This is a genomic window from Geodermatophilus sp. SYSU D01045 (assembly GCF_054050295.1).
On record NZ_JBJGZB010000013.1, the window covers coordinates 124,408 to 137,096 of the forward strand.

At 78.3% G+C, this 12,689-nt stretch carries 14 protein-coding genes; 6 read left to right on the forward strand and 8 right to left on the reverse strand.

The genetic code is table 11. The features are described from left to right. Positions 1 to 8: 8 nt before the first annotated feature. On the reverse strand, positions 9 to 464 hold the full coding sequence (locus tag ACI798_RS12860) for a hypothetical protein (RefSeq protein ID WP_456942879.1): 456 nt from the start codon (positions 462 to 464) through the stop codon (positions 9 to 11). Between the two features lie 117 nt (positions 465 to 581). Between ACI798_RS12860 and ACI798_RS12865 the strand changes: the two genes are divergently transcribed. Beyond that, positions 582 to 1,286 (forward strand): hypothetical protein, encoded by a 705-nt coding sequence (locus ACI798_RS12865; RefSeq protein ID WP_456942880.1) that lies wholly within the window; start codon positions 582 to 584, stop codon positions 1,284 to 1,286. A 2-nt stretch (positions 1,287 to 1,288) separates the two neighbouring features. On the opposite strand, the gene ACI798_RS12870 is transcribed toward ACI798_RS12865, so the two are convergent. Next, complete coding sequence (locus ACI798_RS12870; RefSeq protein ID WP_457048072.1) at positions 1,289 to 2,287, reverse strand: LLM class flavin-dependent oxidoreductase; 999 nt, start codon at positions 2,285 to 2,287, stop codon at positions 1,289 to 1,291. 111 nt (positions 2,288 to 2,398) lie between these two features. Between ACI798_RS12870 and ACI798_RS12875 the strand changes: the two genes are divergently transcribed. The 3 genes from ACI798_RS12875 to ACI798_RS12885 all read left to right on the forward strand — a co-directional run bounded on the left by ACI798_RS12875 (position 2,399) and on the right by ACI798_RS12885 (position 7,300). Continuing rightward, positions 2,399 to 5,251 carry an AfsR/SARP family transcriptional regulator gene (locus tag ACI798_RS12875; protein ID WP_457048073.1) on the forward strand — a complete coding sequence of 951 codons (2,853 nt, stop codon included), beginning with the start codon at positions 2,399 to 2,401 and terminating at the stop codon, positions 5,249 to 5,251. A 98-nt stretch (positions 5,252 to 5,349) separates the two neighbouring features. Next, positions 5,350 to 6,183, forward strand: a complete 834-nt coding sequence (locus ACI798_RS12880) for a class I SAM-dependent methyltransferase (protein ID WP_456942883.1) — start codon at positions 5,350 to 5,352, stop codon at positions 6,181 to 6,183. A gap of 61 nt (positions 6,184 to 6,244) precedes the next feature. Further along, a complete protein-coding gene (locus ACI798_RS12885; protein WP_457048074.1) occupies positions 6,245 to 7,300 on the forward strand; it encodes a DUF2855 family protein in 1,056 nt (351 codons plus the stop codon). Between the two features lie 5 nt (positions 7,301 to 7,305). Here ACI798_RS12885 and ACI798_RS12890 read toward each other — a convergent pair whose 3' ends face one another. From ACI798_RS12890 to ACI798_RS12915, 6 genes are all read right to left on the reverse strand, one after another. Next, positions 7,306 to 7,614 (reverse strand): hypothetical protein, encoded by a 309-nt coding sequence (locus tag ACI798_RS12890; RefSeq protein ID WP_457048075.1) that lies wholly within the window; start codon positions 7,612 to 7,614, stop codon positions 7,306 to 7,308. Then, a complete protein-coding gene (locus tag ACI798_RS12895; protein ID WP_456942886.1) occupies positions 7,611 to 7,919 on the reverse strand; it encodes a hypothetical protein in 309 nt (102 codons plus the stop codon). Before ACI798_RS12895 ends, ACI798_RS12890 begins: the two co-directional genes overlap by 4 nt. Before the next feature lie 201 nt (positions 7,920 to 8,120). Then, a complete protein-coding gene (locus ACI798_RS12900) occupies positions 8,121 to 8,567 on the reverse strand; it encodes a YdeI/OmpD-associated family protein (protein ID WP_457048076.1) in 447 nt (148 codons plus the stop codon). Between the two features lie 42 nt (positions 8,568 to 8,609). After that, the gene (locus tag ACI798_RS12905; protein WP_456942888.1) at positions 8,610 to 9,113 is read right to left on the reverse strand and encodes an inorganic diphosphatase; all 504 of its coding nucleotides are present in this window, start codon (positions 9,111 to 9,113) and stop codon (positions 8,610 to 8,612) included. A gap of 70 nt (positions 9,114 to 9,183) precedes the next feature. Beyond that, positions 9,184 to 9,828, reverse strand: a complete 645-nt coding sequence (locus ACI798_RS12910) for a response regulator (RefSeq protein ID WP_456942889.1) — start codon at positions 9,826 to 9,828, stop codon at positions 9,184 to 9,186. Further along, positions 9,825 to 10,946, reverse strand: a complete 1,122-nt coding sequence (locus tag ACI798_RS12915) for a sensor histidine kinase (RefSeq protein WP_457048077.1) — start codon at positions 10,944 to 10,946, stop codon at positions 9,825 to 9,827. Before ACI798_RS12915 ends, ACI798_RS12910 begins: the two co-directional genes overlap by 4 nt. A gap of 108 nt (positions 10,947 to 11,054) precedes the next feature. Between ACI798_RS12915 and ACI798_RS12920 the strand changes: the two genes are divergently transcribed. Both ACI798_RS12920 and ACI798_RS12925 read left to right on the forward strand, forming a co-directional pair. After that, the gene (locus ACI798_RS12920; RefSeq protein WP_457048078.1) at positions 11,055 to 11,951 is read left to right on the forward strand and encodes an ABC transporter ATP-binding protein; all 897 of its coding nucleotides are present in this window, start codon (positions 11,055 to 11,057) and stop codon (positions 11,949 to 11,951) included. Continuing rightward, entirely contained in the window at positions 11,948 to 12,688 is a 741-nt protein-coding gene (locus ACI798_RS12925) for an ABC transporter permease (protein WP_457048079.1), read from the forward strand. The genes ACI798_RS12920 and ACI798_RS12925 overlap by 4 nt, the downstream gene beginning before the upstream one ends. Position 12,689 lies beyond the last annotated feature (1 nt).

The window sequence follows — 12,689 nt, forward strand, 5'->3', positions numbered from 1 at the left end:
CCTCCCGGCTACTGGCCGGACTTGGCGGGCGGGATCAGCGGGTCCGGCACCGGGCCGGCCGTCCCCCCGGTCGTCCGCGTGTCCGCGGCCGGGGTGGTCGGCGTCTCGACGTCGGCGTCCTCGAGGACGAACGCCTCGGCGACCGTCGGCGGGGTCGGGGGGACCACCGCGTCGGCGTTGCTGCCCGCAGCCAGCGTCCCGGCGTCGACGGTGCCGCCGCTCGTGCCACCGCTCATGCCACCGCCCGTGCTGCTGCCCCCGGACGCCTGGCCGGTGAGCTTGTCGATGCTCCCCTGCAGCGGGGCGGGCGCGGCCTCGCGGGCCTTCTCCAGCGTCTGCTGCACCTCCGGCCGGCCCAGCAGGTCCCGCGCCGTCTTCGCGATCTGCTCGTACCGCTCGCGTCCGGCCCGTGCACCCAGCACGAAGCCGACCCCGAGGCCCAGTCCCAACGACAGCTTGCCCATGTCCGTCCTCCCTCTGGTCGGTCGCTCCCGCCGCCGCTACCCAGGTGGAGGCGAGCCAACCCGTGGACGCCCTCGCACCGGCCCGGCTCCTTGCGGCCGGTCCCGACGACTGCCACGGTGCCGTCGGCCACGCTGCCGTCGGCCGAGGGACCGGAGGTGCGGGTGGACGGGCAGGTCGCCGGGACTGCTGCACCGCCGCGGGCGTCCCGGCTGCGGTTCCTCGTCGCGGTGACCGCCGGCGTGCTCACCGGGGCCTTCGCCGCCTGGGCCTACCACGACGACCTCCTCCGCCCGCTGTCGCACACCTTCGGGCTGTGGACCACCACGGTCGCCCTGCTCAGCGCCCGGCAGCCGCGCCTGCGGGCCGTCGTGATCTCGTCCCTGGCGCTGGCGGCCGCGGTGCCGGCCTTCTACGTCGGCAAGGACGTCGTCCACGGCATCGAGTACCCGGGGATGCCGTACGCGGTGGATCCCGGCCAGGTCGCGCAGTGGCTGGTCCTCGCCGGGGTGGCGGGAGTCGTGCTGGGCGCCGTCTTCGCCGGCATCGGCACCGGGGGCCGCGCGGGCTCGGTCGGCGCGGCGGCCGCCGTCGGGCTGCTCGTGGCCGACGCGTACCGGCGCGCCTCCTCGTACCCGGGCGAGGCCCCGGTCGTCGTCGGGTTCGCGGTCCTGGGGGTCCTCGCCGTCCTGGTCGTGGCCGTCCGGGCCCCGTGTCAGCTGCCGGGCATCGCCGCCTGGACGGTGCCGGCGGTGCTGGGCGGGCTCGTGCTGGTGTCCGCGCCCGACCTCCTCGAGCAGCTCCTGCTGACCGGCGGCCCCTGAGGTCACGCCGGCACGGGCGCCCGCTGCGGGCTGAGCGCCTCGAGCGCGGCGTCCAGCTCGGCCACCGGCCGCCCCGGGGGCAGGACGACGACGGGCAGTTCGGCGCCGGCCGCGCGCCAGGCGTCGAGCGCGGTCGCCGCGGTGCCGGCGTCGCCGTGCAGCAGGAGCTCGTCGACCAGCACGTCCGCGCCCGGCGGCACCTCGCCGGGCCCGGCGGCCAGCACCGCGTCGACGGCGGCACCGAGACCGGCGCGGCGCATCGTCCTCGGGTAGAGCGGGCCCATCGCCGTCAGGTAGGTGGTCAGCCACCACGACGCCGTCGCCCGGGCGACCGCCGGGTCGTCGGCCACCGCCACCGGGATGCCGGGGCTGACCAGCGGCACCGGACGGCCCGCGCCCGCGGCACCCTCGCGCAGCAGGGCGAGGCCCGCCGCGAGGCCGGACCGGGGGAGCAGGAACGGGTACCAGGCGTCGGCCATCTCCCCGGCCAGCCGCACGGCGGCGGGACCGAGCGCGGCCAGGTGCACGGGGAGGTACGGACGCGGCGGCACGGCCAGCCGCAGCGGCCGCTGCCCGCCCGGCCTCGACGGCGTCACGCGCTCGCCGGCCAGCAGCGCACGCACCTGCCGGGTGACCGCGCCGAGGCGGGCGACCGGTGCGGTGAACGGCTCGTCGTGCAGGCCCTCGGCCAGTTGCGGCGAGCCCGCGCCCAGGCCGAGGACGAACCGGCCGCCGGACAGGGTGTCCAGTGACGACGCGAGCATCGCCAGGTGCGCCGGGCTGCGCCCCCACACGTTCAGCACGCCGGTGCCGAGCCGGATCCGCCGGGTCCGCGTGGCGATGGCGGCGAGCAGCACCGGCGCGTCGTGCGCCCAGCCCTCGGCCAGCAGGAACGCCTCGTAGCCCAGCTCCTCCGCGCGGTCGGCGAGGTGCAGGACGACGTCGGGTCGGGTCTCCATCGGGGTCACGCCGACGGCGAGCCGCCGGGTCGGTGCGGTCATGGTGCTGCCCTCCTCGTGCTTGCCGGGAGCCGGTCCGCGTCTGGTCGCGCTCCCGGGGCCGCCGCTAGGGTCGGCCGGACCCGTTGCAGTCCGCTTGCAGGCGAGGCAGCGATGACCGGTGCGACGCACCTGCACTTCCGGGTCCTCGGCCCGCTGCAGGTCGAGGACGGCTCCGGGCCGGTCGCGGTCGGCGGGCACAAGCCGCGCACCCTGCTCGCGGCGCTGCTGGTCGCCCGCGGCGAGGTGGTGCCGGCCGACCGGCTGCTCGCCGCGGTCTGGGGCGACGCCCCGCCCGACGGCGCGGTCACCGCGATGCGCGCCTACGTCTCCCGGCTGCGCGGCGTCCTCGGCGACGCCGCCCCGCTGCGGCACCGCCCGCCCGGCTACTGCCTGGACCTCGACGGCGCGACGCTGGACGCCGCCGAGTTCGAGCAGCGGGTCCGCACCGCCCGCGCGGCCGCCGCGGCGGGCGACTCCGCGCGGGCGCTGGCCGACCTCGACGCCGCGCTGGCGCTGTGGCGGGGCGACGCGCTCGCCGAGTTCGCCGACGACGACTTCGCCGCCGCGGAGGCCGCCCGGCTGACCGAGCTGCGCACCGGCGCCGCCGCCGACCGCGCCGACGCGCTGGTCGAGCTCGGCCGCGCCGCCGAGGCGGTGCCCGAGCTCGAGGCGCTGGTGCGCCGCCACCCGACGTGGGAGCGGCCGGCGGTGGCGTTGATGCGGGCGCGGTACGCCACCGGGCACCAGGCCGACGCGCTCGCCGCCTTCCACGAGCTGCGCGCCCGCCTCGACGACGAGCTGGGGGTGGAACCCGCCGCGCCGGCCCGGGAGCTGTACCGGCGGATCCTCGTGCACGACCCCGCCCTGGCCGCGCGGCCGCCGCCGGGCAACCTGCCCCGCCGGGCCAGCGGGTTCGTCGGCCGGGAGTCCGAGGTCGCGCGGGTCCTGGACGCGCTGCAGGCGGGCCCGCTGGTGACGCTGACCGGCGTCGGCGGGACGGGGAAGTCCCGGCTCGCGGTGGAGGTCGCCGCCCGGGACCGGGCGCGGTTCGACGACGGCGTGTGGCTGTGCGAGCTCGCCGCCCTGCCCGACGGCAGCCCGGTCGGGGACGCCGTCGCCGCGGCGCTGCGCATCCGGCAGCGGTCGGGGCTGTCGGTCGAGGAGACCGTGCTCGACTACCTGCGCGCGCGGTCGCTGCTGCTCGTCGTCGACAACTGCGAGCACGTGCTGCCGCACGCCGCGGCGCTCGTCGCCGAGGTGGTGCAGCGCTGCCCGCGCGTGGTGGTGCTGGCGACCAGCCGGGAGCCCCTCGGCGTCGACGGCGAGCAGGTGTGGCCGGTGCCGCCGCTGCCACTGGCGGACGCCACCGCGCTGTTCGTCCAGCGCGCCCGCGCCGCGACGCCGGACTTCCACCTCGACCCCGCGGCCGCCGACGCCGTCGCCGCCATCTGCAGCCGCGTCGACGGCCTGCCGCTGGGCATCGAGCTGGCCGCAGCCCGGATGCGGGTGATGAGCCCGGGTGAGGTGGCCGCCCGGCTGGAGGACGCCCCGCTGCTCGGCGGCGGGCGCGGGCCGGTGCCCCGGCACCAGAGCCTGGTGGCCGCGATCGAGTGGTCCTACCGGCTGCTGCCCGAGGACGAGCAACGGCTGTTCCGCGGCATGTCGGTGTTCGCCGGCGGGGCCGACCTGCGCGCCGTGCACGCCGTCGCCGACCCCGACGCGACCGAGGACGACGTCCTCGACCGGCTGACCCGGCTGGTGGACCGGTCCATGGTCGTCGCCCGCAGCGGGGTGCACAGCCGCTACGGACTGCTGGAGACCCTGCGGGCCTACGGCCGGTCGCAGGCGGCGGCCGCGGGTGAGTCCGCGGAGCTGGCCCGGCGGCACGTCGCCCACCACGTCGACTACGCCGAGCGGGCCGGGGCGGGGCTGCAGGGACCGGACGAGCGGGCGTGGGCGGAGGAGGCCCTCGGCGTCTACGACGACCTGCGCGCCGCGTTCACCCGCGCCGCCGCCGACCGGGAGTGGGACCTGGCCGTGCGGCTGGTCGCGGCCGTGCCCGAGCTGGTGCACCTGCGGGTCGGCTACGAGGCGTACGCCTGGGCCGAGCAGCTGCTGCCCGTCGTGGACCCCGGCCACCCGCTGTACCCGGCCGCCGTGGGCGCGGCCGCCCGGGGCGCGTGGAACCGCGGCGACTTCGCGCACGCCCGGGCCACGGCCCGCCTCGCCGGCGGCCGGCTGCCACTGCCCGGCACCGCCCGCATCGCCCACCCGGGCGACGTGCTCGCCGACGTCGCGCTCTACGAGGGCGACTCCGGGACCGCGCTGGCGCACTACACGGCCGAGGCGGAGCGGGCCCGGGCCGACGGCGACCGGATCCGGCTGGTGTGGACGCTCTACTACGTCGCCGTGTGCCAGGCGGTGCGCCGCCGCCCGGAGGAGGGGCTGGCCGCCGCCCGGGAGAGCCTGGACGTCGCCGAGGCCACCGCCAACCCGACGGCGCAGTCCATGGCCCGCTACGCCCTCGGCCTGGTGCTCAAGAAGTCCGATCCCGACCGGGCGCTGGCGCTGTTCGACGAGGCGGGTGCGCTGGCCGCGGCCGTGCACAACTTCTGGTGGCACGGCATCGCGCTGATGGAGGCGGCCGCGACCCGGGCGGTGCACGGCGACCCGGCGGCGGCCGCCCGCGCGCTGCTCACCGTCATCGACCACTGGGACCGGGTCGGTGACTCGACGCAGCAGTGGCTGGACCTGCGCTACGTCGCCCGGCTGCTGCAGCGGGTGGGCGCGGAGTCCGACGCCGCGGCCCTGCACGCGTGCCTGGTGGCGGCGGGCAAGCCCTCCCCGCTCGGCCCGCCCGCCGAGGGCGCGCCCGCCGGCGACCCCCGCTCCGCCGAGGCGGCGGCGGTCGCGCAGGCCCGCGCCGCCCTCGGCCGGGTCGCCGCCGGGGAGGCCGGTGCATGACCGGTGCATCCGCGGTGCACGCGGTCTGCAACCCGCCGGCACCAGCGTCGTCGGCACACCGCGGGGCCACCCCGCACCGACGACGAGGAGCACTCCCGATGACCGACACCATCGACGCCACCGCCGACCGCGCGCTGAAGGCGAAGCACCGGGCGATGTGGGCGCTGGGCGACTACCCGTCCGTGGCCCGGGACCTCATCCCGGAGCTGGGCCGGGTCCTGGTCGCCGCGGCCGGCGTGGGCCGCGGGGACCGGGTGCTGGACGTCGCGGCCGGCACGGGCAACGCCGCCGTGCCCGCCGCGCTGACCGGCGCCGAGGTCGTGGCCTCCGACCTCACGCCGGAGCTGTTCCCGGCCGGCCGCGCCTTCGCCGCCAGCGAGGGCGCCGAGGTGACGTGGGAGGAGGGCGACGCCGAGGCGCTGCCCTACCCGGACGCGAGCTTCGACGTCGTCCTCTCCTGCGTCGGCGTGATGTTCGCGCCGCACCACCGGCAGGCCGCCGACGAGCTGGTGCGGGTGTGCCGCCCCGGCGGGCGGATCGGGCTGGTCAGCTGGACGCCGGAGGGCTTCGTCGGCGAGATGTTCCGGACCATGAGGCCCTACGCGCCCCCGCCGCCGCCCGGCGCGCAGCCGCCGCCGCTGTGGGGCGACGAGCAGCACGTGCGCGACCTGCTCGGCGACCGCGTCACCGACGTCGTCGCCCGCCGGCAGACCGTGACGGTCGGCGGCTACCCGTCGCCGGAGGCGTGGCGGGACTCGTGGAAGACGGTCTACGGGCCGACGATCGCGACCTACCGCAACGTCGGCGACGACCCCGAGCGGGTCGCCGCGCTCGACCACGACCTCGCCGCGCTGGCCGCCCGGTACGACCGCGGCACCGACGGCGTCGTCCTCGACTGGGAGTACCTGCTGCTCACTGCGCGCCGCGCGTGAGATCCACCGGCCGGCGCCGGGGGAGCCCGGCGCCGGCTCGCCACGAGAGGGGAGGGGCGACGTGGTCGACGTCCTCGTCCGGCGCGACGACCTGCGGACCGTGCGCTGCGACCCGGGGGAGCCGCTGCGGACCGAGGCGGCCGCGGGCTCGGTGCAGTTCGCCGTCGAGCGCTTCGGGCTGACCGCCAACAACCTCACCTACGCCGTCCTGGGCGACTCCTGGCGGTACTGGGACCACTTCCCCGCGCCGGAGGGCTGGGGCCGGGTCCCGGTCTGGGGCTTCGGCCGGGCCACGGCCTCCGGCGTCGACGGCGTCGCCGCGGGGGACCGCTTCTTCGGCTTCTGGCCGTCGTCGAGCCGGGTCACCCTCGAGGTGGCCGCGGGCCCGGGTGGGCTGGCCGACCGCTCGGCCGCCCGCGCCTCCCTGCCCCGGGTCTACGCCCGCTACGCCCGCGCCCTGCCGGAGGCGGGCTTCCCGCCGGAGCACGACGACGTCGCGGCGGTGCTGCGGCCGCTGTTCCAGACCGGGTGGCTGCTCGCCGACCGCGTGGCCCGGGAGGGGCCCGGGGTGGTGGTCCTGACCTCGGCGTCGAGCCGGACCGCCGTGTGCACCGCGGCGGCGCTCCGGGCGCACGGGGACCCGCCGGCGCTGGTCGGGCTGACGTCGTCCCGGCACGCCGCGGCCACCGCGGCGCTCGGCCTCTACGACCGGGTGCTGACCTACGGGGAGGTCGAGGCCCTGCCGGTGGACCGCGGCGTCGTGCTGGTCGACCTCGCCGGCGACCCGGACGTGCGCGCGGCGGTGCACCGCCGCACCGCGGGCGTCCTGCGCGCCTCGGTCGTGGTCGGCGCGACGCACTGGACGCGGGCGTCGTTCGAGAGCAGCGGCCTGCCCGGGCCCGAGCCGGAGGTGTTCTCCGCGGCGGACGCGGCGGCCGGTGCAGACCCGTCGTCCGCCCGCCGGATCGGGGTCGCGTGGCCGGAGTTCGCCGCGAGCCGGGCGCCCGGGCTGCTCGCCGTCGAGCACCGCACCGGCGCGCAGGCGTTCACCGAGGCGTGGACGGCGCTGCTCGACGGCGACCTCGACCCGCGTCGCGGGCTGGTCCTCTCCCTCTGAGCGCCTCAGCCCGGCCCGTCCGCGGTCCCCGGCTCCGGCGGCCGGGGCGCCGACGCGCGCTGACCCTGCAGCTGCCGGCCGAGCTCGTCCCGCATCCGGTAGAGCTGGGCCAGCAGCTGCCCCCGCGCGGCGTCGCCGAGGGCGGCCGCCGCCGTCTGCAGCGCCGGGCCGTGGTGACGCCAGTAGTCCCCGACCGCCTGCGCGACCTCGCCCGGGTCGGCCCGTTCCCGGCCGGCCCGCCGGAGCAGCTCCTGGAGCCGTTCCAGCTCCGCTGCGGCGGCCGCCGCGGGCGCGGGGTCCTCGGGGCCGGTCACGCCGCCGCCGGCTGCGTGACCGGCGCGGTGCCGCCGCCTCCGCCGCCGCCCCCGCCGATGCCCTCGAGCAGGCGGATGATCGCGTCGATCAGCTCCTGCAGCAGGTTGCCCAGGACGCCGCCGAGGTCGACGCCGTCGAGGAGCCCGGCGATCGCGCACAGCAGGTTGCCCAGCAGGTTGCCCGGGCCGGGGATCGCCTCGATGTCGAGGACCACCTCGTTGAGGTGCACGTGGAGGCCCAGCAGGTCCAGGTCCAGCGGCCCGAGGGTGAGATCGAGGATCGGGCAGGGGGTGGGTTGCGTCATGGGAGCACCTCGACTCTGAGGAACTGCCGCCGGTGCGACAGGTGCCCGACGCAGGGCGCGCGCACAGTGTGGGTGCCTCCCGGGCCGGCCCGGAAGGCACCCGGCCTGCCGCCCGGAGCCGGGCGGGTGTGCCCGTCACCGTGCGCGCGCGACCGCCCGCCCTTGGTGAGACGAGATCGTCCGTAACGAGTGGGGAGCCCCTCAGCCCGAGACGGCGGCCACGACGGCGCTCACCCGCCGGGCGCGGGTCTCCGGCTTCTTCGCGTCGGTCACCGACCGCGCGTGCTCCTTGCGGTGGGTGTGCGACAGCCGGTCGAAGGCCTCCCGCACGCCCGCCGCGGCCAGCGCCTCGGCCAGGTCCGGCGGCACCTCGACGGTGCGCTCTGCCCGGTCGGGGGCGACGACGACGTCGACGGTGTCGCCGGTGGCCACCCCGAGGGCGGCCCGGCGCTCCTTGCTCAACCCGATGAGGTTCTCGCCGCCCATCCGCGCGACCCGCCCCTCCACGGTCACCCCACTGACGGTGACCCGGACGGGGAACGCCTTGGCGCCGCCGCCGAGGCCGGCGGCCTGCTCGTCGGTCAGCACGATGGCGGCCGCCGGGCCGCGGGGTGCGAGGGTGGTGGTCAGCCGCAGCTCCTGGGTCACCCGGTCACCCTGGCGTCCGGGCCGTCCCGGCGGAAGCCCCCGTCACCCGTCCGTCCCACCGGCGGCCTGCTCGGCGAACCGCCGCCGCGCGTCCTCCAGCGCCGCGACGGCCTGCGCCCGGCGCTCCCACCCGCGGGTCTCCGCCGACTTCTCCGGCGTCAGCGCCTCGTAGATCTCGAAGAAGTGCCAGATCTCCGCGACCTGGTGGATGGGCACGTCCTCGAGCTCCTGCAGGTGCTCCATCCGCGGGTCGCTCGCCGGCACGCACAGCAGCTTCGCGTCCGGGCCGCGCTCGTCGTGCACCCAGAACACCGCGATGACCCGGGCGCGTACGAGGCAGCCGGGGAAGGTCGGCTCGCCGAGGAGCAGCAGGGCGTCGATGGGCTCGCCGTCCTCGGCGAGGGTGTCCGGGACGAACCCGTAGTCGCCGGGGTAGCCGGTGGCGGTGAACAGCATCCGGAGCAGCCGGATGCGGCCGAGCCGGTGGTCGTACTCGTACCTGTTCCGCGAACCCTTGGGGATCTCGACGATCACGTCGGCTTCCACGGGGCACCCTCCTCCGGCCGGGACCGCGAGGCGACCCTGGCCCAGGACCTGCTCCCCGGCAACCCGGAGGTCAGCGCAGGGGGACGAGCCCGGACTCGTAGGCGGCGATCACGGCCTGGGTCCGGTCCCGGGCGCCGAGCTTGCGCAGCAGGCTGCTGACGTGGGTCTTCACCGTCTGCAGGCCCAGGTACAACTCGCCGGCGATCTCGCCGTTGGACAGCCCGCGCGCCACCAGGAGCAGGACCTCCCGCTCGCGCCCGGTCAGCTCCGGCGCCGGCCGGTCCCGTTGCGCCGGCGCGTGCCGCGCGGCCAGCGCCCGGATCGCCGCAGGGAACAGCAGGCTCTCGCCCCGCGCGACGACCCGGACGGCGTCGGCGATCTCGGCCGGCCGCGCCCGCTTGGGCAGGAACCCGTCGGCGCCGGCGGACAGGGCCGCGTAGACGTTCTCGTCGTCGCCGAACGTCGTCAGCACCAGCACCCGCGGCGGGTCCGGCAGCCGGCGCCGCAGGTCCCGGGTGGCCTGGATGCCGTCGACCAGCGGCATCCGCACGTCCATCACGACGACGTCGGGACGCAGCCGGGCGGCCAGCGGCACGACGACGGCGCCGTCGGCGGCCTCGCCGACCACCTCGACGTCGTCGCGGGCGGCGAGCACCGCCCGCAGCCCGCCGCGCACCAGCTCCTCGTCGTCGACGAGCAGCACCCGGATCGTCACGCGGGCCCGGCCAGGGGCAGCCGCACCTCGACCCGCCAGCCGTCGTCGGCCGGCCCGGCGACGGCGGTGCCACCGAGCCCGGCGGCGCGCTCGCGCAGCCCGCGGACGCCGCTGCCGCCGGTCGCGGCCGGCACGGGCACCGGAACCGGGTTGCCGACGTCGATCGCCAGCGCGTGCGGGCCGGCGTCGACGCGCAGCCGCATGGGCACGGGCCCGGCGTGCCGGAGGGCGTTGGTGAGCGCCTCCTGCACGATCCGGTAGGCCTCCCGGGACAGGACCTCCGGCAGCTCCGCGACCGCGCCGGTCACCCGGACGTCGACCCGCGCCCCGGCCGCCTCGGCCGAGCGCACCAGCGCGTCGACGTCGGCCAGCGTCGGGGCCCGCGGCGGCGGGGCGCTGTCCCGCAGCAGCGCGAGGACCCGCTCCAGGTCACCCAGCGCGGAGCGGGCGCTGTCCTCGATGGCGGCGAGCGCGCGGTCGGCGAAGGCGGGGTCGGCGCCGGCGACGTCCCGGGCGGCGCCGGCCTGCAGCAGCGTGACGGTGAGCGCGTGGCCGATCGAGTCGTGCAGGTCCGCGGCCAGCCGGGTGCGCTCGAGCAGCCGCTCGGTGCGGGCCCACTCCGCGGCCAGCCGCTCGGCGGCCGAGGGGTGCAGCAGCACCCGGGCGGCCGCGGCGGTGAGCGCGCCGAGCCCGGCGAGGGCGTAGGCCCAGGCGGGCGCCACCACGACCGCCAGCGGCCACCGGGCCGCCACCGCCCACACGGCGAGCGCGGTGACCTCCGCGGCGAGCACCCCGAGCGTCACCCGGGCGACCAGCCAGGCCAGCAGCCGGCCGCGCTCGGCCCAGGTGCGGGCGGGCTCCACCGTCACGTCGTCGTCGCCGGGCAGCAGCAGCGCCCGCGCCTGCACGCCCTCGCTGCGGCGCACCGCCGGGACGCAGGCCAGCACCGCCAGCAGCGGCAGCGGCGCGAGGTAGAGGCCGGCGAGGGTGCGCGGCGAGGCGTCGTCCAGCCCGGGCCACACCAGCGCGCAGGCGACGGCGAGCCAGGCGCCCAGGGCCAGGTGCACCGCGCGGGTCCAGGTCGACCTGCTGGTAACCGGACGGAGCACCGCGCGCATGCCCCGATCATGGCGCGCCGCCGGCCGTCCGGACCTCCCGCGCGGGAGGGAGGCGGCCGGACCCCGCGGGGGAGGCGCACCGCCGGCGCCGGGCGCGACGGTGGGCCCGTGATCGAGGTGCGGAGCCTGACCAAGCGGTACGGACCGGTCGTCGCGGTGGACGACCTCACCTTCGACGTCCCGCCGGGCAGCGTCACCGCCCTGCTCGGCCGCAACGGGGCGGGCAAGTCGACGACGCTGCGGGTGCTGCTCGGCCTCGACCGGCCCACCGCCGGCACCGCGACGGTGGCCGGCCGGGCCTACGCCGACCTGGCCGCGCCCCTGCGGACGGTGGGCGCCCTGCTCGACAGCGCCGCGGCCCACCCGGGGCGCACCGCCCGTCAGCACCTGCGCTGGCTGGCCGCGAGCAACGACCTGCCCGCGCCCCGGGTGCGCGCCGTCCTGGACCTGGTCGACCTGCGCGCCGCCGCCGACCGCCGGGTCCGCGGCTTCTCGCTCGGCATGCGGCAGCGGCTCGGCGTCGCCGCGGCCCTGCTCGGCGACCCGCCGGTCCTGCTGCTCGACGAGCCGGCCAACGGCCTGGACGCCGAGGGCATCCGCTGGCTGCGGACCACCCTGCGCGACCTCGCCGCCGAGGGCCGCACCGTCCTGCTCTCCAGCCACCTCATGGGCGAGGTGGCGCGCACCGCCGACCGGCTGCTCGTGGTCGGCCGGGGCCGGCTGTTGGCCGACACGCCGCTGGACGCCTTCCTCGCCGAGCACACCGGGCGGCGGGTGCGGGTCCGCACCGCCGAGCCCGAGCGGCTGCGCGGCCTGCTCGCCGCCGCGGGGGCGACCGTGGCCCCCGCCGACGACGGCGCGCTGCGGGTGGCCGGGGTCGACGCACGGACCGTCGGCGCGGTCGCGGCCCGGCACGGCGTCCCGCTGGTGGAGCTCGGCGCCGACGGCCGGTCCCTGGAGGACGCCTTCCTCGCGCTCACCGCGCCGGCCGGGGAGACGGCGTGAGCGCGCTGCGCGCCGAGTGGGTCAAGGCGACGACGCTGCGCTCGACGTGGGTGACCCTGCTCGTCTACGCCGTCGCGGTCGCCGGCATCGGCGTGGGCGTCGTCGCCGCGGTCGGCGACGTCGAGGCCGCCGAACCCGACTACGACCCCGCGGTGATCGCCTTCTACGGCCTGAACTTCGGCCACGTCGCGGTGGTCGTGCTCGCGGTGCTGCTGACCGCGGGGGAGTACGCCCGGCAGACCGTGCACACCTCGCTGCTCGCCGTGCCGCGGCGGGGCGCCTTCCTGGCCGCGAAGCTGACCGTCGGCGCGGGCCTGGTGCTGGCGACCGCCGCGGTCACCGCCGTCGCCACCCTGCTGGTCACCCAGGCGTCGCTCGGCGCGCCGGGCGTCTCCCTGTCGACGCCGGGGATGCTCCGCGCGACCGTCGCGGCCGCGCTGTACCCGACGCTGCTCGCCGTCGTCTGCACGGCCGCGGGCCTGCTGCTGCGCGACCAGGCGCTCGCGCTGGGCCTGCTGGTCCCGTTCCTCTTCCTGGTCTCGCCGCTGCTGGAGCTGGTCCCCGGACTGCAGCGGGCCGCGGTCTTCCTGCCCGACCGCGCCGGCGCGGTCGCCGTCCGCCTGCACGCCCGCCCGGTCGACGTCTTCGGACCGCTCGCCGGGCTGGGCGTCCTGACGCTGTGGGCGGCCGCCGCCGCGCTGCTGGCGTGGTGGGCGCTGCGCCGGCGCGACGCGTGAG